Origin of the sequence: Alcanivorax sp. REN37, assembly GCF_041102775.1 — a bacterium.
Classification (GTDB): Bacteria; Pseudomonadota; Gammaproteobacteria; order Pseudomonadales; family Alcanivoracaceae; genus Isoalcanivorax; species Isoalcanivorax beigongshangi.
The window spans coordinates 1,074,623-1,098,100 of sequence record NZ_JBGCUO010000001.1; the positions used below are offsets into that span (position 1 = coordinate 1,074,623).

22 protein-coding genes are annotated in these 23,478 nt (G+C 63.5%); 13 read left to right on the plus strand and 9 right to left on the minus strand.

What is annotated here, in order from left to right; translation table 11 throughout:
- The first annotated feature begins 8 nt into the window (after positions 1-8).
- Together AB5I84_RS04775 and AB5I84_RS04780 are read left to right on the plus strand one after the other, a co-directional pair.
- Positions 9-524 carry a DUF2058 domain-containing protein gene (locus tag AB5I84_RS04775; protein ID WP_369454717.1) on the plus strand — a complete coding sequence of 172 codons (516 nt, stop codon included), beginning with the start codon at positions 9-11 and terminating at the stop codon, positions 522-524.
- 5 nt (positions 525-529) lie between these two features.
- Positions 530-1,387, plus strand: a complete 858-nt coding sequence (locus AB5I84_RS04780) for a CvfB family protein (RefSeq protein ID WP_369454718.1) — start codon at positions 530-532, stop codon at positions 1,385-1,387.
- Positions 1,388-1,474: 87 nt separating this feature from the next.
- Here AB5I84_RS04780 and AB5I84_RS04785 read toward each other — a convergent pair whose 3' ends face one another.
- From AB5I84_RS04785 to AB5I84_RS04805, 5 genes are all read right to left on the minus strand, one after another.
- The gene (locus tag AB5I84_RS04785; RefSeq protein ID WP_369454719.1) at positions 1,475-3,046 is read right to left on the minus strand and encodes an aldehyde dehydrogenase family protein; all 1,572 of its coding nucleotides are present in this window, start codon (positions 3,044-3,046) and stop codon (positions 1,475-1,477) included.
- Between the two features lie 603 nt (positions 3,047-3,649).
- Entirely contained in the window at positions 3,650-3,991 is a 342-nt protein-coding gene (locus AB5I84_RS04790; RefSeq protein ID WP_369454720.1) for a hypothetical protein, read from the minus strand.
- Between the two features lie 57 nt (positions 3,992-4,048).
- Positions 4,049-5,188 carry a succinyl-diaminopimelate desuccinylase gene (gene dapE / locus AB5I84_RS04795; protein ID WP_369454721.1) on the minus strand — a complete coding sequence of 380 codons (1,140 nt, stop codon included), beginning with the start codon at positions 5,186-5,188 and terminating at the stop codon, positions 4,049-4,051.
- A gap of 11 nt (positions 5,189-5,199) precedes the next feature.
- Positions 5,200-6,225 (minus strand): 2,3,4,5-tetrahydropyridine-2,6-dicarboxylate N-succinyltransferase, encoded by a 1,026-nt coding sequence (gene dapD / locus AB5I84_RS04800; RefSeq protein ID WP_369456061.1) that lies wholly within the window; start codon positions 6,223-6,225, stop codon positions 5,200-5,202.
- Positions 6,226-6,302: 77 nt separating this feature from the next.
- The gene (locus AB5I84_RS04805; protein ID WP_369454722.1) at positions 6,303-6,689 is read right to left on the minus strand and encodes an ArsC/Spx/MgsR family protein; all 387 of its coding nucleotides are present in this window, start codon (positions 6,687-6,689) and stop codon (positions 6,303-6,305) included.
- A gap of 211 nt (positions 6,690-6,900) precedes the next feature.
- Between AB5I84_RS04805 and AB5I84_RS04810 the strand changes: the two genes are divergently transcribed.
- Positions 6,901-7,491, plus strand: coding sequence for a DedA family protein (locus AB5I84_RS04810; protein WP_369454723.1), 591 nt, complete (start codon positions 6,901-6,903; stop codon positions 7,489-7,491).
- A 15-nt stretch (positions 7,492-7,506) separates the two neighbouring features.
- Here AB5I84_RS04810 and AB5I84_RS04815 read toward each other — a convergent pair whose 3' ends face one another.
- The 4 genes from AB5I84_RS04815 to map form a co-directional block, all read right to left on the minus strand.
- The gene (locus AB5I84_RS04815; protein ID WP_369454724.1) at positions 7,507-7,854 is read right to left on the minus strand and encodes an ArsC family reductase; all 348 of its coding nucleotides are present in this window, start codon (positions 7,852-7,854) and stop codon (positions 7,507-7,509) included.
- A 32-nt stretch (positions 7,855-7,886) separates the two neighbouring features.
- The gene (gene dapC, locus AB5I84_RS04820) at positions 7,887-9,068 is read right to left on the minus strand and encodes a succinyldiaminopimelate transaminase (RefSeq protein WP_369454725.1); all 1,182 of its coding nucleotides are present in this window, start codon (positions 9,066-9,068) and stop codon (positions 7,887-7,889) included.
- Positions 9,069-9,110: 42 nt separating this feature from the next.
- Positions 9,111-11,819, minus strand: coding sequence for a [protein-PII] uridylyltransferase (locus AB5I84_RS04825; RefSeq protein WP_369454726.1), 2,709 nt, complete (start codon positions 11,817-11,819; stop codon positions 9,111-9,113).
- Positions 11,820-11,914: 95 nt separating this feature from the next.
- Complete coding sequence (gene map, locus AB5I84_RS04830; protein WP_369454727.1) at positions 11,915-12,688, minus strand: type I methionyl aminopeptidase; 774 nt, start codon at positions 12,686-12,688, stop codon at positions 11,915-11,917.
- Between the two features lie 284 nt (positions 12,689-12,972).
- Here map and rpsB point away from each other — a divergent pair, with 284 nt between their 5' ends.
- The 10 genes from rpsB (at position 12,973) to AB5I84_RS04880 (ending at position 23,397) form a co-directional block, all read left to right on the plus strand.
- Positions 12,973-13,722 (plus strand): 30S ribosomal protein S2, encoded by a 750-nt coding sequence (gene rpsB, locus AB5I84_RS04835; protein WP_369454728.1) that lies wholly within the window; start codon positions 12,973-12,975, stop codon positions 13,720-13,722.
- Positions 13,723-13,817: 95 nt separating this feature from the next.
- A complete protein-coding gene (tsf, locus tag AB5I84_RS04840) occupies positions 13,818-14,696 on the plus strand; it encodes a translation elongation factor Ts (RefSeq protein ID WP_369454729.1) in 879 nt (292 codons plus the stop codon).
- Between the two features lie 141 nt (positions 14,697-14,837).
- Positions 14,838-15,611: a UMP kinase gene (gene pyrH, locus AB5I84_RS04845; RefSeq protein ID WP_369454730.1), complete on the plus strand. Its 774-nt coding sequence runs from the start codon at positions 14,838-14,840 to the stop codon at positions 15,609-15,611.
- A 16-nt stretch (positions 15,612-15,627) separates the two neighbouring features.
- Positions 15,628-16,185 carry a ribosome recycling factor gene (gene frr / locus AB5I84_RS04850; protein WP_369454731.1) on the plus strand — a complete coding sequence of 186 codons (558 nt, stop codon included), beginning with the start codon at positions 15,628-15,630 and terminating at the stop codon, positions 16,183-16,185.
- Between the two features lie 144 nt (positions 16,186-16,329).
- Positions 16,330-17,118: a polyprenyl diphosphate synthase gene (uppS, locus tag AB5I84_RS04855; RefSeq protein ID WP_369454732.1), complete on the plus strand. Its 789-nt coding sequence runs from the start codon at positions 16,330-16,332 to the stop codon at positions 17,116-17,118.
- Positions 17,112-17,930, plus strand: coding sequence for a phosphatidate cytidylyltransferase (locus AB5I84_RS04860; protein ID WP_369454733.1), 819 nt, complete (start codon positions 17,112-17,114; stop codon positions 17,928-17,930). The genes uppS and AB5I84_RS04860 overlap by 7 nt, the downstream gene beginning before the upstream one ends.
- A 4-nt stretch (positions 17,931-17,934) precedes the next feature.
- Entirely contained in the window at positions 17,935-19,125 is a 1,191-nt protein-coding gene (ispC, locus tag AB5I84_RS04865) for a 1-deoxy-D-xylulose-5-phosphate reductoisomerase (protein ID WP_369454734.1), read from the plus strand.
- A gap of 65 nt (positions 19,126-19,190) precedes the next feature.
- The gene (rseP, locus tag AB5I84_RS04870) at positions 19,191-20,510 is read left to right on the plus strand and encodes an RIP metalloprotease RseP (protein WP_369454735.1); all 1,320 of its coding nucleotides are present in this window, start codon (positions 19,191-19,193) and stop codon (positions 20,508-20,510) included.
- Entirely contained in the window at positions 20,507-22,882 is a 2,376-nt protein-coding gene (gene bamA, locus AB5I84_RS04875; RefSeq protein WP_369454736.1) for an outer membrane protein assembly factor BamA, read from the plus strand. The genes rseP and bamA overlap by 4 nt, the downstream gene beginning before the upstream one ends.
- An 11-nt stretch (positions 22,883-22,893) precedes the next feature.
- On the plus strand, positions 22,894-23,397 hold the full coding sequence (locus AB5I84_RS04880) for an OmpH/Skp family outer membrane protein (protein ID WP_369454737.1): 504 nt from the start codon (positions 22,894-22,896) through the stop codon (positions 23,395-23,397).
- Positions 23,398-23,478: the final 81 nt, after the last annotated feature.

The following is a 23,478-nucleotide window of genomic DNA, read 5'->3' on the forward strand; positions in this document are numbered from 1 at the left end:
ACTGACCGATGTCGCTGAAGGATCAACTGATGAAAGCCGGCTTGGTGGATGCCAAGCGCGCCCGCCAAGTGGCCCACCAGAAGCGGCAGGAGTCGCGTCAGGGCGCGCCAGCGGCGGCAGCCGAGCAGGCGCGCCAGCGCCAGCAGGAACAGGCTGCGCGCTCGCGCGAACTCAATGCCCAGCGTGAGCAAGAAGGTCGCGAGCGTGCGCTGTTGGCGGAAGTGCGCCAATTGATCGAAGCCCACCGCGTGCCACGTGACGGCGGCGATGCGCCTTATCAGTTCGTGCATGAGAGCCGCATCCGCAAGCTGTACCTGCCGGCAGCACTGGTGACGCCACTGGCGCGTGGCCAGATGGCGGTGGTAGGACTGGCCGACAGCCCGGATGTGGTGCCGGCCGACGTGGCCGCCCGCATCGAAGAGCGGCTGCCGCACTGGATTTTGTCCTGGCACCGCGACAAGGCTGTCAGCGACGAAGACGATCCGTACAAAGATTTCCCCATTCCCGACGACCTGATGTGGTGATGAACGTGGCTGAAGCCCGCAGCTTGGAAAGTGGACGCATTAATCGGCTGGTGGCGCTACGCCACGGCCGTGCCGGGCTGTGGCTCGACGGCGGCAGCGACGGTGAGGTCTTGCTGCCGGCCCGTGAAGCACCAGAAGAGATCGCCCCCGGCGCCACGCTGGAGGTGTTCGTGCTGCGCGATAGCGACGGCACCTGGGTGGCCACGCAGAAACGTCCGCGCGCCCAAGTTGGCGAGGTGGCGCTGCTGAAAGTGGTCGATGTCAGCGGTCCGGGCGCCTTCCTCGATTGGGGCTTGAGCAAGGACTTGCTGCTGCCCCACGGCGAACAGCGTCGGCGTCCGGAAGTGGGCGAAGAGGTGTTGGTGATGGTGTTCCGCGACGCCGAAGGGCGGGTGGCGGCATCCCAGCGGCTGGATGACTTCCTCACTGATGAGCTGGACGAGGATGAGCAACTGGCGCCGGGCCAGCCGTTGTCACTGGTGGTGGCGCATGCCACCGATCTGGGTCTCAAGGTGGTGGTCAACGACCGCTGGTGGGGGCTGGTGTACCGCGACCAGGTGCATCGTCGCATTCCGCGCGGCACCCGCGTGGGTGGTTACCTGCGCCGTCTGCGTGAGGACGGCCGGCTGGACGTGTCGCTGGAGCCGCTGGGCGCCGCGCGCCTGGATGACATCGGCGAGCGCATTTATGCGCGGCTGGTGGCAGCCGGCGGCGTGTTGCCGTTTGGGGACAAAAGCGATCCAGAGGCGATCAAGGCCGAGTTTCAGGTCAGCAAGAGCGCGTTCCGCCAGGCCATCGGCGGCTTGTACCGCCAGCGTCGCATTGTGCTCGGGCCTCATGAAATCCGCCTGCCGGACGCCTGAAACCAGTCCGCCCGGCAGTGGCCGGGCGGACTGGTGGCACGCTGCATCAGCCAACCGGGCAAGGTGTGAACCTTGCCCGGTTTCGTTTCAGGCCTTCCAGCTGGTGAACATTTTCTTCAGCAGGTACGGCGTCAGCTTGAGGCTGGCGCGAAGCCGCTGTGACAGCGAGGTCGGGAACACGAACTGCAGGGCGTTTTGCAGCGCTTGGTATACCGCACTATCGGCCGGGTACCACCATAGGTTGCGCTTGGCCGGCAGCAGGTCCCAGTTCACCACCTTGGCATTGGTCATCTCCAGCAGCCCTTCCGGGCCGTGAGTGCGGCCGATGCCAGACTGTTTCCAGCCCCCCCACGGGGTTTCCGACAGGCCGTGGGTGTAAAGGTGGTCGTTGAGGGTGGTGACACCGGTTTGTAGCTGCGCCGCCAACGCTTTGCCGCGCTTGAGATTGCGCGTCCACACCGAAGAGGTCAGCGCCAGCTCGGAGTCGTTGGCGCGGGTCAGTGCTTCGTGCTCGTCGGCCACTTTCATCACTGCCAGCAGCGGGCCGAAGGTTTCGTCGCGCATCACCAGCATGTCGTCGGTGACGTCCACCAACAGCGTGGCGGGGTGGAACCAGCCGCCGCTCAGCGCGCCGGACGGTTGTGACTGAGCCAGCACCGTGGCGCCCTTGGCCTGGGCATCTTCCAAATGCTGCTGCACGGTACGCAGCTGGCCAGCGGTGGTGAGGCTGCCGATGTCGGCGGTGAAACCGCTGTCGCCGGGACCATGGCGCAGCGCCCGGGTCTTGGCCGCCAGCAGCTCAATGAACGCTTGGTAGACCGGCGCCACCACATAGATGCGCTCCACACCGCCGCAGGATTGGCCCGCGTTTTGGTAGCCGGCCCACGCGGCGCCGTTGGCGGCGCGCTCCAAGTCCGCATCTTCGAGCACGATCATGGCGTCGTTGCCACCCAGCTCCAGCGTCACCGGGGTCAGGGTGGCGGCCGCTTGCGCCATCAGTTGCTTGCCGGTATTCACCGAGCCGGTGAAGAACAGCTTGTCGATGCCATGGGCGAACAGCGCGGTGGACACCTCGCTGCCGCTGCCAATGATGTGGTGGAACAGGCCGTTGGGCAGGCCAGCAGCGCGCAGAATGTCTTCAATCGCCTGGCCCACGGCGGGCGTGGCAGCGGCCACTTTCAGCAGTACCGCGTTGCCCGCCATCAGTGCCATGACGATCTCACCGAACGGGATCGACAGTGGGTAGTTCCATGGGCTGATGATGCCCACCACGCCCAGCGGCAGTTGCTGGATTTCGCTGCATTTGTTGAAAAACAGCAGGCTGCCGCCGCCGCGTTTGCGGGTCTTCAATACCTTGGCGGCATTGCGCGCGTACCAGTCGCAAGCCAGCGCACAGGGCAGTACTTCGGCGGCCATGGCATCGATGCGGGTTTTGCCGTTGCTCTGCGAGACCGTCTGCGCCAGTTGGTCGGCGTTGGCAACGATGTAATCGCGCATGCGGCGCACATAACGTGCCCGGTCGCTGAACGATAGCGCGGCCCAGTCGGCCTGCGCTCTGCGGGCAGTGGCGATCAGGTCCGGCACCCGTGCCAGATCGGTTTCCATGATCGAGAAGAAGGTTTGGCCGGTGGCCGGATTGATGTTGTTGAGGGCTTGCATCGGTGCGCGCTCCGCCAAATGTAATATCGACATTGAACAATGGCAGGATGAGAGCACAGCCCGCGCAGCGGAGCAACGCAGCGGCGCCGGCCGGCGTGGCGGCAGGGCGCTTCGACCGGCGGCCCTGAAGACACAGCGGCAACGTGCTGATGCTGAAACGGTACTGTGATTGAGGGCCGCGATGGACGGCGCCGGCACCGACACTGTTGCGGCGAGGCGGCGAGGCGGTGCGGCGGGCCAGTGCCGCAGCGGGCTGGGGTGCGGGTTGCTAGGTTAGGCGCGTCACTCTCGTGGCGGAGCGGGAGCGAGTTTCTGTGGCAGCGCCGACCCTGGCGTTGCAGCGAGAAGAGGTGAACGACCGCAGACTGCTTGCTGGCGCGGGGCCAGCGAATTTTTGTGTGCTGATCACTGCAGTGACGCCGACCTTGCGCCTGAGACGCAACCACCGACTTTTCGTCTGAGACGCAACCACCGACTTTTCGCCCGAGCCGCAACCAAAAACCGCTTATGTTAGCGATTGGGATCGCTGTAGCGATCAGGGCCTAAAGCTGTGCTGTCGCCGTCTAACAAGCACGTGGTTTTGATATCCGTTCGCCCGCCGGGTCATTCGTCTACCCATTCCCACCGCAACGGCTCACCGAAATCGTCGTAGATCAGGCGCTTGCGCGGGCGTTTACGGGCGCTGGTTTTGGCGGCTGGGCGCGCGGGTTTGCGGCGTTGGTCGATGGCGACCAATAGGTGATCCAGCGGTATCCGTTCGCGCGGCGGTGTGGGATTGGCAGCGGCGCCGGGCCGCCATGCACCGGGAGCCCGATTGCCGGCACCGCTGGCGCCGGGCGCCACCGTCTCGATCTGCCCGCCGCGGGACAGGAAGTCCTCGATCTCGCGCTGAATCCGATCGCGCTGGCTGGACTTGAAGGAAAAATCCTTCGGCGGCTTGGGCATGGGGCTCCGGCGGGCTGGCACAGGACCCTGCATGATACACCCGGCCGCGGGCTGCGGTCAGGCGTCGAGCAAATTCGCCAGCAGCGCGTGATAAATGGCGGCCAACTGGCCCAGCTCCGCCACCGAGGTGCACTCGTCCACTTTGTGGATGGTGGCGTTCACCGGCCCCAGCTCCACCACTTGGGCGCCAGTGGGCGCAATGAAGCGGCCATCCGAAGTGCCGCCGCTGGTGGACAGTTGCGGCCAGCGGCCGGTGATCTGGTGCACGGCCTGCTGTGCGGCTTCCACCAATGCTCCCTGGGCAGTCAGGAACGGCTCGCCGGACAGCGTCCAGTCGAGCTGGTAGTCGTCCAGCCACGGCGCAATCAGTGCTTCGGTACGATGTTGTAGCTGCGCAGCGGTGACGACGGTGGAGAAGCGGAAATTGATGTCTGCTACGCAGTCACCGGGGATCACATTGGTGGCACCGGTGCCACCATGCAAGTTGGACACCTGAAAGGTGGTGGGCGGGAAGGCGTCGTTGCCGTGGTCCCAGACCTCGGCCGCCAAGGCGGCCAGCGCGGGGGCGATGCGATGGATCGGGTTGTCGGCCAGTTGTGGGTAGGCCACATGGCCTTGCACCCCGTACACCGTCAGGCGAGCACTGAGCGAGCCGCGCCGGCCGTGTTTGATCACATCGCCAACGCGCGCGCTGGAAGACGGCTCGCCCACCAAACACCAGTCAATTTGCTCACCGCGCTGCTGTAAGCGCTCAATCACCGCGCGGGTGCCATGCAGCGCCGGGCCTTCCTCATCACTGGTGATCAGCAGGCCGATGCGGCCGCTGGGCTGCGGTTGTTCGGCGAGAAACTCCTCCAGTGCCACTAGGAATGCGGCGATCGAGCCTTTCATGTCGGCGGCGCCGCGGCCATACAGCAGTCCGTCGCGCACTTGAGGCGCAAACGGCGGGCTCTGCCACGCCGCTTCCGGGCCGCTTGGCACCACGTCGGTATGGCCGGCGAAGACCAGCAGCGGGCCCTGGTCACCGCGTACCGCCCACAGATTGTCGACGTCTTCGATGCGCATCGATTCGCAGTGGAAACCGAGCGCCTGCAGGCGCGCCGTCAGCCACTGTTGGCAACCCTGGTCGTCCGGGGTGACCGAGGGGCGGGCAATCAGGGCGCTGGCGTGGGCCAGCACCCGGTCGGTAAGAGACATGAGCGGTCCGTTCAGTTGTGGTCGTGCAAGCTGCTGTTGAGCAGGTGGTGCTGGCTGCTGCGCAGGCATTCCACCGCGCCACTGAGCGAGTTGCGGCGGAACAGCAGATCCGGCTGGCCGGCCAAATCGCGCGCCTTCACCTGCTCGCTGGGCAGGCCTTCGGCGTCCACCAGCACCACTTTGGTGCCGGCGGTGATATAGAGTCCCGACTCAATGGTGCAGCGATCGCCGAGCGGGATACCGGTGCCGGCATTAGCGCCGATCAGGCAGTTGTCGCCGATATGCACCAGCAGTTCGCCGCCGCCGGACAGCGTGCCCATGGTCGAGGCGCCCCCGCCGAGGTCGGCGCCGCGGCCGAGGGTAACGCCGGCGGAGATACGGCCTTCCACCATCGCCGGGCCTTCGGTGCCGGCGTTGAAGTTGACGAAGCCCTCATGCATCACCGTGGTGCCAGCCCCCAGGTAGGCGCCGAGGCGCACGCGGGCAGTGTCCGCGATGCGCACGCCCTCGGGTACCACGTAGTCCACCATGCGCGGGAATTTGTCCACCGAGAACACCGTCAGCATGCGACCGTCCAGGCGTGCTAACAGTTGTTTCTCCGGCAGTTCGTCGAGGTCGATGGCGCCGTCGCTGGTCCAAGCAACGTTCGGCAGCAGGTCGAACAGGCCCTCCAGATTCAGTTGGTGTGGCCGCGCCAGCCGGTGCGACAGCAAGTGCAATTTCAGGTAGGCCTCCGGCGTGCTGGTCGGCGGCAGGTCCTCACGCAGCGCCACCAGCACGCACGGCTGGTCGGACTCTTGCAACGCGATGGCATAGCTGGCCTGGTCTTCATGGCCGGCCTCACGCCACGCGCGGGCGAGGGTACGCAGTTGGCGGGTGGTCACCGCCAGCGCTTGGTTGCCGCGTCGTTCGCCGAGCAGTTCGCGCACCGGTTTGACCAACGCCGCAGCAGGTTCCAGCAGCGGCGCTGGGAAGAACAGTTCCAGCCAGTCGCCGTCACGGTTTTGCGTTCCACAGCCCAATGCCAGGGCGAACAGCGCGCTCATGGTAGTGCCTCCTGCAGCAGCTCAAACGGACGTGCAGTATGACAGTGGCGCGGCGGCCATGGCAGCGTTTAACCCGGCAGTTGACGGCTTTTTTGCATTGAATCGAGGCCGAAGAACAGCCGCCAGGCATCGGGATGAAAGCCCAGCAGTACCGGTTCGCCATCGAACTCCACCAATGGACTGCGCACCAAGCGTGGCTCTTCAGGAATCCAGCGCATGATGCGCTGCTCATCCATCACCATACGATGTAGCGGCGGTACGCATTGCCACCCGGTTCCATAGCGATAGATCACCGTACGCCAGCCGAAAGTATCGAACCAACGCTGAACCTGCGCGATGTCAACACCGTCGCGGTAATGGTCGTGGATACGGTGGCGTATGCCGGCCGCAGTGAGAAAAAGGTGGGCTTTGTTCAAATGGCGGCAACTGCCAAAGCCATAGAGAGTGATATCCATAGCGACATCCTGTCAGCAGACGCCCGCAGCCGGCGGGCGGTGGATAGGGCCGGCCAGTGCCTGGCCGCTGCGTGCCATTGTGGACAGTGTCGAGCGCGGCTGAACAGGCGATCGGTGCCATTGGCACAAATGCGGTTTGGCTTTCATGCAGGTCGCCAGTAAAGAGTGCTGTTGTTATCCTTGGCGCCCCGTCAGTGTATCGGCTCCTTCCATGCTGCAGCGTTTGCTCGAAGATTACGGCTACTTGGCCTTGTTCCTGGGTACCTATTTCGAAGGCGAGACCATCCTGGTGCTGGCGGGATTTCTCGCATACCGCGAATACTTGGAACTGTGGATGGTGATTCTGGTGGCATTCATCGGCAGCTACGCCGGTGACCAGACCTGGTTCTATCTCGGTCGCTGGAAGGGCAACAGCCTGCTGGAGCGCAAGCCGAAGCTGAAGCTACTGGCGGACAAAGCGCTGCGTTACTTGAACAAGTACCCGGACCTGTGGGTGCTGAGTTTCCGCTTCGTCTATGGGCTGCGCACGGTGATGCCGGTGGCGATCGGCATGTCCGGCTACCCACCGCTGCGATATTTGGTGCTCAACGGTATCGGCGCGGCGATCTGGGCCACGGTGCTGGGCTACACCTCCTACATCTTCGGTGCAGTACTGGAGGAGGTGCTCGGCGACATCAAGCGCTACGAGCTGACTATTCTCGGCACGCTGGTGGTGGTGGGCTTGCTGGTGTGGGGTATCCGCCGGTGGCGTCATCGCCGTGCGCGGCTGAATGCCACGCCGCCGTCCGACGCGCAGGACTGACAGCGGCGCTTGTGCTTACAGGGTGGCCGCCCACAGCTCGGGATCGAAGCCGAGCAGAATCGGGGTGCCACTGATTTCCACCAGCGGTCGTTTCAACAGCGAGGTGTTCGCCACCGCCGCGTCTACCGCGCTGGTGGCGTCCATGGCGTCGCGCTGTGCCTCTGGCAGCTTGCGCCAAGTCGTGCCGCGCCGGTTGATCACCTTCTCCCAACCCCACACTTGGATCCAGTGCGCCACCTGCCGGGCGTCCACGCCGGACTTCTTGTAGTCGTGGAATTGGTAGGCGATGCCTTTTTCATCCAGCCAGGTGAACGCCTTCTTCATGGTGTCGCAGGCGCGGATGCCGTAAATGGTTACCGTCATGCTGTCAGGTCCTTGGTCAGTGCAGTGCCGGGTCAGCCGGCTCTGAGAAAGCGGCGGACGCGCTCCGCGCCCTCCACGCATTCGTCCAGTGTCGCCACCAGCGCCATGCGCACGTGGCCGGCGCCGGGGTCGAGGCCGTCCACCGGGCGCGACAGATAGCGGCCCGGCAACACGGTGACATTCTGGCGCTGCTTGAGCGCGCGAGCAAAGTCCTCATCGGAACCGGGCACCTGCGGCCATAAATAGAAGCCCGCCTGCGGGGCGGATACCGGCAACACCTCTTCCAATATCGACAGCACCGCGGTGAATTTTTCTCGGTAGCGGGCGCGGTTGTGCTCAACGTGGGCCTCGTCCTGCCAGGCGGCAATGCTGGCCAGCTGGTGGTAGGGGCTCATTGAGCAGCCGTGGTAAGTGCGGTAACGCAGGAAGGCGTCCAGCACCTGTGCGTCGCCGGCGACAAAGCCGGAACGCAGCCCCGGCAGGTTGGAGCGCTTCGACAACGAATGGAACACCACACAGCGGCGGTAGTCATGGCGCCCCAGTGCGGCGCAGGCTTCCAGCAAACCGATGGGCGGGGTGTGGTCATAAATTTCCGAATAACACTCGTCGGAAGCAATGATGAAATCATGCTGATCCGCCAGTGCGATCAGCCGCTGCAGGGTGGCGAGATCCAGCACCGCGCCGGTGGGGTTGCCGGGTGAGCACAGAAACAGCAGTTGGCATTCGCGCCACACCGACTCCGGTACGGCATCGAAATCCGGTTGCAGGCCGTGTTCCGGCAGGCACGGTAGATAGGTCGGGGTAGCGCCGGCCAGCAGCGTGGCCCCCTCATAGATCTGGTAGAACGGGTTCGGCATCAGCACCCGTGCGCCGGGCTGGGTGCGGTCCACCACCACTTGGGTGAAGGCAAATAGCGCTTCGCGGGTACCGTTCACCGGCAGCACGTGGCCCGCGCTGAGCGGCGGCAGCTTGAAGCGACGCTCCAGCCAGGCGCGGATGGCGGCGTTGAGCGCTGGCATACCGGCGGTGGTGGGGTAGCGCGACAGCCCATCGAGTGCCGCCACCAGCGCGTCGCGCACACACTCCGGTGCCGCGTGCTGCGGTTCGCCGATGGAAAATGCGATCGGCTCCAGGGTGGCGGCCGGCAGGCCGTGGAACAGTTGGCTGAGCTTCTCAAACGGGTACGGATGCAGCCGCTGCAGATCAGGGTTCATCGGTGAGTCCTGGTACGGGGCGCGGGCCGGCCCGCGCCGGGGTCAGATCAATTGCGGCTGAACGGTGAGCCGGTCACGGCTGTCGTCGTCGAGCACGTCTTTCATACGCTGTTCCAAACTGCGGCACAGGTCCGGGTCAGACACCGGCTGGCCACCACGTCCGGTGAGGAAAAAGATGTCATCGGCGCGCTCGCCAAGGGTGGCAATGCGCGCGTTTTGCAGCACCAGATCGAACTCCATGAACAGCGCACCGATACGCGCCAGCAGGCCAGGGCGGTCGAGCGTCTGCACCTCCACCACGGTGCGGTCGTTAATGATGTCGTTGCTGATGACCACCCGCGTCGGGAAGTGGAAGTGCTGTACTTGGCGCGGCAGCCGTCGCTGCACGCTGTCGCGGAACGCCGACGGGTCACGCAGCGCCGCCAGCAGCGTGGCTTCCATCTGTGCAATGCGCTCCGGGTCATCGCCGATCGGTGTGCCGTGCTCATCCAGCACCACGTAGGTGTCGAGGCTGAAGCCGGTGGTGCTGGTGATGATGCGCGCATCGACAATGGTCAGGTTGAGCTGGTCGAGTGCATTAACGGTGCTGGCAAACAGGTTTTCGCGGTCCGGGCTGCAGATAAAAATCTGCGTGCCGCCGGCAAATTGGTTGCCCACGGTTTCCTTGATCAATACCAGCGGCTGGTCGCTGTCGCTGCGCAGCCGCGCCTCGGTGTGCCAGGCGATGTCGCGGGCGTTCTCGCGCAGGAAATATTCATCGCCGAGCCCAGCCCACAGTGCTTCCACTTGCTCCAGCGGCAGCTGCCGTGAGTGCAGGATTTTCAGCGCATCGTGGCGGGTGTCATCGATCCAGTCTTGCTTATCAATCGGGTTATTAAGGCCGCGCCGCAGTGCGCGCTTGGTTTCCATGTAGAGCTGGCGCAGCAGTGAGTCGCGCCAGGTGTTCCACAGCGCCGGGTTGGTGGCGTTGATGTCGCACACCGTCAGCGCATAGAGGTAATCCAAGTGCACCAAGTCGCCCACTTGGCGGGCAAAGTCATGCACTACTTCCGGATCGGCGATGTCTTTGCGCTGCGCCGTCACCGACATGATCAGGTGATGGCGGACCAGCCACGCTACCAACTTGGCATCCCAGCTGGTCAGACCGTGGCGTTGGCAGAACGCCAGCGCGTCTTCGGCGCCCAGCTCTGAGTGGTCGCCGCCGCGTCCTTTGGCGATGTCGTGGTAGAGGCCAGCCACATACAACAGCTCCGGTTTCGGCAACCGGTAGAACACCTCGCAGGCGAGCGGGAATTTCTCGCGGTGGTCATCGCGCGACAGCCGCCGCATGTTCTTCACCACCAGCAATGTGTGCGCATCCACGGTATAGCGGTGGAACAGGTCGTACTGCATCAACCCGGTAATGGCGCCGAACTCGGGCAGGTAGCGGCCGAGCACGCCGTAGCGCTTCATGCGCCGCAGTTGGCTGAACAGTGCGTGAGGTGCGCGCAGCAGCTCCATGAACAGGTGAGTGTTGGCCGGGTCATTGCGGAATGCCTTGTTGATCAGCCGGCGATGGCCGATGCAGGCGCGTAGGGTATGGGCGCGAAGCCCCTTCAGAGTCGGGTGCTGGGCCAGCAGCAGGAACATTTCCAGCAGCGCTGACGGGTGCTCGACGAACACATTGTCGTGGGTGGTTTCCAGATATTCGTTGCGGATCTGGAAGCGGCGGTTGAGCGGCTTCACCACCTGCTCGGTGTCCTGTTCGAGGAAGGTTTCGTCGAACACCTGCAGCAGCATTTCGTTCATCACCGACATCACCAGCGCGGCGAGATAGAACTCCTTCATGAACAGTTCCACTGCCAGGTTGGCGTTGGAATCCTCATGGCCGAGCAGGGTGGCGACCTGGCGTTGGTAATCGAACAGCAGCCGGTTTTCGTTGCGACCACTGACTTGGTGCAAGGCCCAGCGCACCTTGAACAGGAACACCTGGCAGCGCTGCAGGGCGATGAACTCGCGCTGGCGCAGGAAGCCCACCGACACCAGCTGCGCGAGGCCGGAATGTTCGTCCTCGGTGTAGTAATGGCGCCGCGCCACCCACGACACCATCTGCAGATCGCGCAGGCCACCGGGGGCATTCTTGAGGTCCGGCTCCAGGTTGTATTCGGTGTCGTTGTGCTTGCGGTGGCGCGCCTGCTGCTCCTGCCACTTGGCCGCGAAGAACGCATCGGTGGGCCAGATGCAATCGGGGCCGGTGCGGGTCATCAGCGTGGCACGCAGCTGGTCGTCGCCGGCCAGAGTGCGGCTTTCCATCAGGTTGGTGGCGATGGTGAGGTCGTCAGCCGCCAACGCCACGCACTCGTCCAAGGTGCGCACGCTGTGGCCGATTTCCAGTCCGGTGTCCCACAGAAACGCCACGAATGACTCCATACGCCCGCAGCAGTCAGCGTCCGGGCTGTCGTTCAGCAGCACCAGTAGGTCCACGTCGGAATGGGGGAACAGTTCGGAGCGGCCATAACCGCCCACCGCCACCAGCGCGATGCCGGGCAACTGGTGCAGGCCAAAGTGGCGCCAGGCGGCTTTCAGCACCCGGTCCACCAAGCGCGCGCGGCCGGCAATCAGCTTGCGCACATCGGCTTGCGGAAACAGTGCTTCCAGCCGCGCTTGACCGTCGGCCAGCAGGGTGCGGGCGGCCTTGCCGGGGAACGGCGCTTCGGCCAGCGCGCTACAGGCCTGGTCGAGGGTGAATGCGGGGGAGAAGATGTTGGGCATCGGGGTCCGTGGGGTGTTAGCAGCCCGACCGCGGTGGCCCATGCAGGCGGCGCCGGGTGTGCCGGTCCTGCATGGGGCGACGCCCTAGAGGGGCGTCAGCCGTTCATTTCTTCGTCGCGCAGAGTGAGGATGTCGAAACCATCCTTAGTCACCGCCAGGGTGTGTTCCCACTGCGCCGACAATTTGTGGTCCTTGGTGACCGCAGTCCAGCCGTCCGGCAGCAGCTTGGTGTGGTAGCTGCCGGCGTTGAGCATCGGCTCGATGGTAAACACCATGCCTTCTTCCAACACCGTGCCGGTGCCGGGCTTGCCATAGTGCAGCACCTGCGGCTCTTCATGGAAGATGCGGCCGATGCCGTGGCCGCAGTAGTCGCGTACCACCGAGAAGCGGTTCTTTTCTGCGTGTTGCTGGATCGCGTGGCCGATGTCGCCGAGGCGCACGCCGGGTTTCACCATCTCGATGCCGATCATCATGCACTCGCGGGTGATCTCCACCAGCCGGCGTGCCAACACTGAGGGTTCGCCGGCAAAGAACATCTTGCTGGTGTCGCCGTGCCAGCCGTCTTTAATAACGGTGACATCGATATTGATGATGTCGCCCTTCTTGAGGATCTTCTTGGGGCTGGGAATGCCATGGCACACCACCTGGTTGACCGAGGTGCAGATCGACTTCGGGAAACCGTTGTAGTTGAGCGGCGCCGGGATGGCCTGCTGCACTGACACGATATGCTCGTGGCACAGCTGGTCCAGCTCCTCGGTGGAGACGCCCGGGCGCACGTGCTCGCCGATCATCTCCAGTACCTGCGCGGCCATGCGGCCGGCAATACGCATTTGCTCAATCTCTTCAGGGGTTTTCAGTGTGATAGCCATGGGTGTTCGGAAACTCCATTGATTACAGGCGTTTGCGGGCTCCGACAGGGGCGCGGCAAACGATCGCGGGCGGGCTGACAGATTGTTGTCGGGCGGCGGCTGTGGTATAAAGCGCGCGCCTTGACCGGCCTCGAGGCACGACAGTGTACTCGCAGGGGCCGGAGCAAGGGAAATCCACACATGTTCCGACACACCTTCCTGGGTGCCCCCTTTGTGCTTCGGCGCGCTGGGGTTGGCGGGTGCGGGAACATGGAGGCCTAACCCAAATATCAAAGGACAACACCATGCCTAAAGTCACAATGCGCGACATGCTGCAAGCCGGCGTGCACTTCGGTCACCAGACCCGTTTCTGGAACCCGAAAATGAAGCCCTTCATCTATGGCGCGCGTAACAAGATCCACATCGTCAACCTGGAAAAAACCCTGCCGCTGTTCAACGACGCGCTGACGTTCGTGAACAAGCTGGCCTCCAGCAACAACAAAATCCTGTTCGTCGGCACCAAGCGTGCGGCGCAGAAAGCAGTTGCTGAAGAAGCCACCCGTTGCGGCATGCCCTACGTTGACCACCGTTGGCTCGGCGGCATGCTGACCAACTGGAAAACCATCCGTCAGTCCATCAAGCGTTACCGCGACCTGGAAGCCCAGGCTGCCGACGGTACCTTCGACAAGCTGACCAAGAAAGAAGCGCTGATGCGTCGTCGCGAGATGGAGAAGCTGGAGCGCTCCATCGGCGGTATCAAGGACATGGGCGGCCTGCCGGACGCACTGTTCGTGATCGACGTGGACCACGAAGACATTGCTGTTCAGGAAGCCCGCAAGCTCGGCATTCCGGTGATCGCAGTGGTTGATACCAACAGCAACCCGGACGGCGTTGACTACCTGATCCCGGGTAACGATGACGCCATCCGCGCCATTCAGCTGTACGTGCAAGCCATGGCTGACGCGATTCTGGAAGGTCGCGAATACGCGGCTACCCAAGCGCCGGGCTCTGCCGACGCTGACGGCTTCGTTGAAGTTGAAGAAGCCGCTCAGTAATCCACGCTGCAAGGCGAGGGAAACCTCGCCTTGCTCCTTTTGATATCGGGGTGCCGTTTTAGCGCATCCCGGTGCTGCATAACGAGGTGAAGTTCATGGCTGCGATTACCGCTGCTCTGGTGAAAGAACTCCGTGAGCGCACGGGTCTTGGCATGATGGAGTGCAAGAAGGCGCTGGTAGAGGCCGAAGGCGACATCGAGCGTGCAATTGATGACATGCGTAAATCCGGTCAGGCCAAGGCCGCCAAGAAAGCCGGCCGCACCGCCGCTGAAGGCGCCGTGATTGCTCTGGTCAGCGACGATCGCAAGCGCGGTGTGCTGCTGGAAGTGAACTCCGAAACCGACTTCGTTGCCCGCGACAGCAACTTCCTCGACTTCGCCCAAGCCGCAGCTGCTGCAGCGCTGGCAGCCGGTGAAAGCGACGCGGCCAAGATCGGCGAACTGGCCATGGCTGACGGCACCACCGTGGAAGCCGCCCGCCAGGCGCTGGTGCAGAAAATCGGTGAGAACATCCAGGTTCGTCGTGGCGCCTTCGTGGACAGCCAAGGCGTGATCGGTGCTTACGTTCACGGCGGCAAAATCGGCGTGCTGGTCGACATGACCGCTGGCGATGAGACGCTGGGCAAGGACGTGGCGATGCACGTGGCGGCGATTGCGCCGGCCGTGGTGCGCCCGGACGAACTGCCGGCTGAAGAGCTGGAGCGCGAGAAAGACATCATCCGCGCACAGCCTGACATGCAGGGCAAACCGGAAGAAATCGTCGAGAAGATGATGGTTGGCCGGGTACAGAAGTTCCTCAAGGAAGTCAGCCTGCTGGAACAGCCGTTTGTGAAGGACCCGAACCAAACTGTGGGTGCTCTGGTGAAAGCCGCCGGCGCCGACGTAGTGGCTTTCCAGCGCCTGGTAGTGGGCGAAGGCATCGAGAAGGAAGAAGTGGATTTCGCTGCTGAAGTGGCGGCCCAGCTCAAGGGCTGAGCAGCGTTTTTCCGCGTCGCAACAACGCCTTGCCGGGAACCCGGCAAGGCGTTTTTGTAACCGGCGCCCGAACGGGCGCACCGATCCGGTGGAGCCGAGGCGTCGGTTCCGAATCACGATGACGGCGAAAGTTGACGAACAATGACAGGTGGAGCAGCGGACATGGTCAATGCAGGCAAGGACAGGTCACCGCGTTACAAGCGCATTCTGCTCAAGCTGAGCGGCGAAGCGCTGGCAGGTGAAGAAGGGTTCGGCATCGATCCAGCAGTGCTGGACAGCATGTCACTGGAAATCGGCCAACTGGTCGGCATCGGTGTGCAGGTCGGTCTGGTGATCGGCGGCGGCAACCTGTTCCGGGGTGCGGCGCTGCAAGCGGCCGGCCTCGATCGCGTTGCGGGCGACCACATGGGCATGCTCGCCACCGTGATGAACGGCTTGGCCATGCGCGATGCGCTGGAGCGCTCCAACATCCGCACCCGGCTGATGTCGGCCATTCCCATGAGCGGTGTGGTAGAGCACTATGACCACCGCCATGCGATCCGCTACCTGAAAAACAGCGAAGTGGTGATCTTCTGTGCCGGTACCGGCAACCCGTTCTTCACCACTGATTCTGCCGCCTGCCTGCGCGGCATCGAGATCAATGCCGAGGTAGTGCTGAAGGCGACCAAGGTCGATGGCGTCTACGACAGCGATCCGGTGAAAAACCCGCAAGCGATCAAGTATGATCGCCTGTCTTACGACGAGGTGCTGGCCGGCAAGCTGGGCGTGATGGACCTGACCGCCATCTGCCTGTGCCAGGACCACAACATGCCGCTGCGCGTGTTCAACATGAACAAGCCCGGTGCGCTGCTCAACCTGATGTTGGGCGGCAGCGAAGGCACGCTGGTGGAAGCCGGTCGCGCTGACACCGAATAGCACGAGGACTGTGAAGGTGATTGACGATATCAAGAAAGATGCGGAAAGCCGCATGAAGAAGAGCCTGGAGTCGCTGGAGACCGCACTGCGCCGGGTGCGTACCGGTCGTGCCCATCCGAGCTTGCTGGACACCATCTACGTGTCCTACTACGGCAGCGATACGCCGCTGTCGCAGTTGGCGAACATTACCGTGGAAGAAGGCCGCACGCTGATGGTGTCGCCGTTCGACAAGCAGTTGGTGCCGGATATCGAGCGCGCCATTCTTAAGTCCGATCTCGGCCTGAACCCGTCCACCGCTGGCACCCTGATCCGCCTGCCGCTGCCGGCGCTGACCGAGGAAACCCGCCGTGACCTGGTGAAAGTGGTGCGTGGCGAAGGCGAACAGGCGCGGGTGTCGATCCGTAACATTCGTCGTGATGCCAACGGCGACCTGAAAGACCTGCTCAAAGAAAAAGAAATCTCCGAGGACGATGCCCGCCGTGGCGAAGACCTGATTCAGCAGCTCACCGACCGCATGATCGCGGAAGTGGACAAGCAGCTGAAGGTGAAGGAAGACGAACTGATGCAGATCTGACCCTGCCGGCCCGCCGACTGCGGGCCAGGGTCATTCACCCGTGCGTGCGCCTGTGGCAGGCTGACAGCCTTGGCAGGGCACGCACGGCGTGTCCCATCTCAATTCACATCCGCAACCGACGGACCCCGGCCCGGGGTGGAGAGCATGCAGCAACCCAATTCCAGCGCGCCGGATGTCGGAGACAGTGCCAACGGTGGCACGCCCCGCCATGTGGCGATCATCATGGATGGCAACAACCGCTGGGCCAAACACCGTGGCCTACCGGGCCATGAGGGCCATCGCGCCGGCGAGAAGGCGGTGCAGCGGGTGATCCGCGGTTGTCTCGACCAAGGTGTCGAAATCCTGACATTGTTTGCCTTCAGCTCCGAGAACTGGCGCCGCCCGGAAGACGAGGTGCGCCATCTGATGGCGTTGTTCCTCAATGCCTTGTCCGAGCGAGTCGGGGAGTTGCAACGCCACCGGGTGGGGTTGCGTTTCATTGGTGAGCGCAGTGCTTTCAGTGAGCCCCTGCAGCACGCCATGGCGGTGGCTGAAGCGGCCACCGCCGATCACCAGGCGCTGACCTTGGTGGTGGCTGCCAACTACGGTGGCCAGTGGGACATGGCCCGTGCTGCGCGCCGGCTAGCAGAGCAAGTGGCGGCCGGTAGCTTGGCACTGGACGACATCAACGCCGACACCATGCAAGCCGAAATCGAGCTCGGTGACCTGCCGCCGCCGGATCTGCTGATCCGTACCGGGGGCGAGTACCGCCTGAGCAACTTCTTGCTGTGGCAAGCCGCCTACAGCGAACTCTATTTCAGTCCGGCATTGTGGCCGGACTTTGACGAACAGGCGCTGGCGGAGGCGATTACCGCCTATGCTGGGCGTCAACGCCGATTCGGCCGCAGTGGCGACCAGATTGATGCGCTCAATGGGAGAGACACAACATGTTGAAACTGCGGGTGATCACGGCACTGGTGCTGCTGCCCATCGTGCTGGCCGCACTGTTCCTGCTGGAGCGCACCGCGTTCGCAGCGGTGGCCGGCGTGTTCTTCTTGGCCGCAGCCTGGGAATGGTCAGCGCTGGTCGGTGGTTTGACGCGGCTGCTGCGGGTTGGCTATGTGGCGTTGATGGCAGTATTGCTGGCGGCGGCAGAGCACTATCAGCCGCTGTGGCTGTTCCATTGGGCGCCGCTGTGGTGGTTGTTGGCCGCGTTCTGGGTGCTGCGCTACCCGCGTAGCACGGCCCTGTGGTCGGCAGCGCCGGTGATGGCGTTGATCGGTGTTGCGCTGCTGGTGCCGTCGTTTGCGGTGGTGGTGGCGGTGCAGGACCAAGGCGCACTCGGTCTGGCCGGCCCTTGGGCGTTGCTGTTCATCCTGTTTTGGGTGTGGGCGGCGGACACCGGTGCCTACTTTGCTGGCCGCACGCTTGGCAAGCACAAGCTGGCACCGGCGGTATCGCCGGGCAAGACTATTGAAGGCCTGATCGGCGGTGTGCTGTTGGCGCTGGTGATCGTGGCATTGGTGCATCACTTTGCGCCGGTGCAGGCGCAGCTGCCGAAGTTGTTGGCGGTGGCGCTGGTGACGGTGTTGGCGTCGGTGCTCGGCGACCTGTTCGAAAGCATGGTCAAGCGCCTGCGCGGCGTGAAGGACAGCGGCACTATGCTGCCAGGCCACGGCGGCATGCTCGACCGCATCGACAGCATCACCGCCGCGTTGCCGGTGGCAGCCATGGCGCTGCTGTGGGCAGGCCTGGCGGGAGTGTGAGGCCATGACGGCGCAATCGGTCACCATCCTGGGCGCCACCGGCAGTATCGGTACCCAGACGCTGGCAGTGCTGGCGGAGCATCCGGAACAGTACCGGGTGTTCGCGTTGGTGGCCGGAAGCCAGTGGCAGCTGTTGGCGCAGCAATGCCTGCAATGGCAGCCGCGGTTTGCGGTGTTGGCAGACGACGTGGCAGCGGTGGCGCTGCGGAACCATCTCCGTGACGCTGGGTCAGACACCGAGGTTTTGTCCGGCGCAGCAGCCATGGCGCAGGTGGCGGCCGATGCGGACGTGGATGTGGTCGTCGCTGCCATTGTCGGCGCTGCCGGTGTGCGCCCAACACTGGCAGCAGTAGAAGCTGGCAAGCGAGTGCTGCTGGCCAACAAAGAAGCCTTGGTCGTCACCGGCCAGCTGTTTATGGATGCGGTGCGCCGCCATGGCGCCACCTTGCTGCCGGTGGACTCCGAGCACAGCGCCATCTTCCAGTGTCTGCCGGCGCTCAACTCCTGCAGTGAAGTGCGGCTGGGCGGTGTCAAACGGTTGCTGCTGACCGCCTCCGGCGGCCCGTTCCGTACTTTTGATGCGCAGGCGCTGCGCGCGGTGACGCCGGCGCAAGCAGTGAAGCACCCGAACTGGTGCATGGGCCCGAAGATTTCGGTGGACTCTGCCACCCTGATGAACAAGGGGCTGGAGCTGATTGAGGCCTGTTGGCTGTTCGACGTGGCGCCAGCCCAGATCGACGTGCTGGTGCACCCGCAGAGTGTGGTGCACTCCATGGTCGAGTACATTGACGGCTCGGTGATGGCCCAGCTTGGCTCACCGGATATGCGCACCCCGATTGCGTGCGCACTGGCGTGGCCGCAGCGCATCCATTCCGGTGCCGAGCGACTGGATTTCATGCAGTTGGCGGGTTTGCACTTCGAAGCCCCGGATGTGGCGCGCTTCCCCTGCCTGGCGTTGGCGCGTCAGGCGATGGAGGCGGGCGGTGCCGCCACCGCGGTGCTCAATGCCGCCAACGAAGAAGCCGTGGCCGCGTTTTTGGCCGGGCAGATTGGTTTTCTTGCCATCGCTGAAGTGGTGGACGACACATTGCAGCGGCTCGGGCCGCAAACCTGCCGCGACCTGGATGCCGTGATGGCGATTGACCAGCAGGCCCGCGCCCAGGCCCGGCACTATATGGCACAGCGCTTCGGCTGAACCGGAGCGTCACGCCGGACCCAGATTGCAGGCCCCCGTGACCGGGGCCGGAGTACGGTAACCGCATGCTGATTACGCTGCTCGCCTTTGCACTGACCATCTTTATCATCGTGGCCATCCACGAGTACGGGCACTATCTCACCATGCGCTTGTTCGGTGTGCGGGTGCTCACCTTCTCGATCGGTTTCGGACCGCGGCTGGCCCGTTGGCGGGCTCAGAACGGCACCGAATTCGTCCTCAGCGCCATTCCCCTCGGCGGCTATGTGAAGCCGCTTGATCGTCGCGACTGCGACATCCTGCCCGGTGAAGAGCAGCAGGAATTCTCCGGCAAGCCGGCCTGGCAACGGGTGTTGGTGTACGCCGCCGGTCCGGCTGCCAACCTACTGCTGGCGGTATTGCTGTACTGGGTGGTGTTGGTGGTGGGTCAGACTGGCTTGCCGCCGGTGGTGGGGCCGATTGCCGCGCAGTCGGCCGCGGCCAACGCTGGACTGCAGCCCGGTGATGAGATTCTCGCTTTAGACGGCCGCCGGATCCGCTCCTGGGACCAGTTTGGTAATGCCATGCTGCATTATGTCGGCGAGACCCGTTCAGTGCCGGTCACGGTGGCGCGCGGCCAGCAGGAGCAGTTGGAGTTGGCGCTGCCGGTGGCCGCCTGGAGCCGTGATCCAGAGCAGCCGTTGCTGGAGGCGCTGGGTCTCAGCGTGGCGCCGCTGGCTGCGGTGGTGGGCAAAGTACACGAAGGCGGTGCGGCAGAGCAGGCCGGGCTGCTCCCCGGTGATCGGCTGCTGACGCTGGACGGGGCGCCGGTGGCGGGCTGGCGCCAATGGGTGGAGCAGGTACAGCAATCCGCCGGGCAGACACTGCAATTGGAGGTCCAGCGCGGTGATCAACGGGTGGCGTTGACGCTGGTGCCGGCCACGGTCAGTGCCGACGGCCAGCAAATCGGTCGCGCTGGTGTGGAACTTGGCGGCCTTCGTGACATCCGATATGGGGTTCTGGAAGCCATCCCCGCGGCTGTGTCGCGCCTTGGCCAACAGATCAGTATGATCGTCGGCTCGATTGCGAAGATGCTGACCGGCGACATTTCGGTGAAGAGCCTGGGAGGGCCGATCACCATTGCCCAGGCAGCAGGCGAAACCGCTGCCATCGGCGTGGTGACGTTCATGACCTTCCTGGCGTTCTTCAGCATCAGTCTCGGCGTCATCAATTTGCTGCCGGTACCGATGCTCGATGGAGGTTGGATCTTGTTCGGACTGGTGGAAATGATGCGCGGCAAGGCACTGCCCGAGCGATTCCTGATGATGGCGCAAAGCGTGGGGCTGATCCTGGTGGTGAGCCTCATGGGCGTGGCAATTTTCAACGACCTGATGCGGCAATTCGCATGACAGTTGGGGGCGTTTTGCAAAACTGGCTGAAAGGATGGGTGCTGCTGTGGTCGCTGGGTGCGGCCCTGGCCAGCGCACAAAGTGATTTCCGCGTGGCGGATATCCGTGTCGAAGGACTGCAGCGGTTGCCGGTTGAGCGGGTCTATGCCGCGCTGCCGATCCGTTCCGGTGATGTGGTATCCCAGCGCGATGTGGCGGAAGCGGTACGCCGGCTGTTTGAAGGCGGTGATTTCGAGGACGTGCAGATCGGCCGCGATGGCGATCAGCTGGTGGTGGTGGTGTCGGAACGCCCGGCCATTGCCAAGCTCGACATCAACGGCAATAAGTCGATTTCCGAAGATAACCTGCGCAAAGGTTTGAAGGACGCCGGCCTCGCTGAAGGTGAGGTGTACCGGCGTTCAACGCTGTCCACCATCGCCGGTGAGCTGCAGCGTCAGTATATCGCTCAGGGCCGTTACGATGCCCAGGTGACCACCGAAGCGGTGCCACTGCCGCGTAACCGGGTGTCACTGAAGATCAAAATCTACGAAGGCAGCTCCGCCAGCATTCGTGACATCAACATCGTCGGCAACCAGGTGTTCAGCGACGATGAGCTGCGCAAGGCGTTCGAGTTGAAGCCGCGTGGATGGTGGCCGTTCGGCAGCCGCCACCGCTATTCCCGCGAGCGCCTGTCCGGTGACTTGGAGCGGTTGCGTTCCTATTACATGGACCGCGGCTACATTAACTTCTCGCTGGAATCCACCCAAGTGTCGGTAACGCCGGACCGTCAGAGCGTCTACATCACCGTCAACATTGACGAGGGTGAGCGCTACAAGGTCGGCGAGGTCAAGTTGGCTGGTGAATTGGTGGTGGATGAGGACGATCTACGGCCGCTGCTGGTGGTGCAGCCGGGACAGGTGTTCTCCCAGCAGGTGGTGACCCAGACCGCCGAATTGCTCAGCCGCCGGCTCGGCAACGAGGGCTACACCTTCGCTAAGGTTAACGACTTCCCAGATGTGCACGACGGCGACCGCACCGTCGACGTCACGTTCTACGTCGACCCCGGCCGCAAGGTGTATGTGCGCCAAGTAAACTTCGCCGGCAACGCTAAGACCCACGACGAAGTGATGCGCCGCGAGCTGCGCCAGTTTGAGGGGGCGCCGGCGAATACGGCGTTGATTGATCTGTCCCGCGAGCGTCTGGAACGACTCGGCTACTTCAGCATCGTCGAAGCCGATACCCCGCGCGTGGTCGGTGCTGACGACACTGTGGACGTGAATTACAAAGTGGAAGAGCAGCCGTCTGGCTCGATCGGCGCCAACGTCGGTTATTCCGAGGCGTCTGGTTTCATCTTTGGCGCCAGCGTCAGCCAGAACAACTTCATGGGCAGCGGTAACCGGGTGTCGTTCGCGCTCAGCCGCAGTGAGATCCGCGACAGCTACAGCTTCTCCCACTTCAATCCGTACTACACCTTGGATGGGGTGAGCCGCGGCTTCAATCTGTACTACTCCAAGATCGACTTCAGCAAGGCGCGGGTGGCGTCCTATGCGGCGGATCGTTACGGCGGTTCAGTGAACTACGGCTACCCGACCTCGGAATACTCGCGCCTGAACTTTGGCGTCGGCTACGACAACATCAAGCTGACCGTGGGCGACTACGTGGCCGAGGACATCTACCGCTTCCTGAAAGCGCAGGGTGACCAGTTCAACCTGTACCGTGCCAATGCGTCGTTCAGCACTAGCACGCTGAACCGCGGCATGCTGCCGGATCGTGGTTGGTCGCAGTCGGTGGGTCTGGATGTGGCGGTGCCGGGTTCCGACTACACCTTCTACAAGCTCAACTGGGAAGGGCAGAAGTTCTTCCCGATCTCGCGGCGCTGGACCCTGCGCGCGCGCGGTGATGTGGGCTACGGCGACGGCTACGGCGATTACGGCGCACTGCCGTTCTTCGAGAACTACTATTCCGGCGGCATCGGCTCGGTGCGCGGTTACCGCTCACGCAGCCTGGGTGCGCGTTCCGGAGCGTTGTCTTACGCCATCATCTGTCAGCAGAACCCGAACAGCCCCAACTGCCGTCCGGACCCGCGGCCGGAACCGATGGGGGGCAACTTCCTGGTGGAAGCCAGTCTTGAGCTGATTTTCCCGACCCCGTTCGCCGCCGACAGCCGCAATGTGCGCACCTTCTTCTTCGTCGACGGTGGGCAGGTGTTCGAGACACGGGTTGAGAACCTCCGTTACGATTTCGACCCCGATGAATTCCGCTATAGCGCGGGCATTGGGCTGACCTGGCTGACGGCCATTGGCCCCCTCAGCTTCAACCTCGCACGACCGCTGAACAAGAAGTCCGGGGACGACACCGAAGTGTTCCAGTTCTCCTTGGGTCAAGTGTTTTAAGGAGCAAGGCAATGACGATTTTCAAGCGTATGGCGATGGTGGCGGTACTGATGGTGCCGATGCTGGCCGCAGCTGATGTGAAGATTGGCGTGATCGACCCGGCGGTGGCGATCAGCAGCGCTGAGGAAGTGAAGACCCGCAACAACACGCTGCAGCGCGCGTTGGAGCAGGACACCGAGAAACTCAAGCGGCTTGAGCGCGAGTACACCGAAATGGGCACCCGTCTGCAGCGCGATGGCGTCACCATGCAAAACCAGCAGCGTTCGCAGCTGGAAGAGCAGATCGAAGCCAAGGGTTACGAAATCCAGTCGCTGCGCAACTCACTGCAGCGCCGCTACGACAACGACCGCAAAGAACTGATGGAAGCCATGGGACCGCGCTTTGATAAAGCGGTGGAAGAAGTGGCCAAGGAACGTGGTTTGGACATGATCATCAATGCCCAAGCGATGATCTTCAACAGCGAGTCGGTGGATATCACCGCCGATGTGGTGCGTCGCCTGAACAGCCGCCGCTGAACCGGCTGGCACACTGACACGGGGTCGCTGCGGCGGCCCCGTGTCGTTTTGGTGACACAGTCTTTATACTGTCGCCCGTCG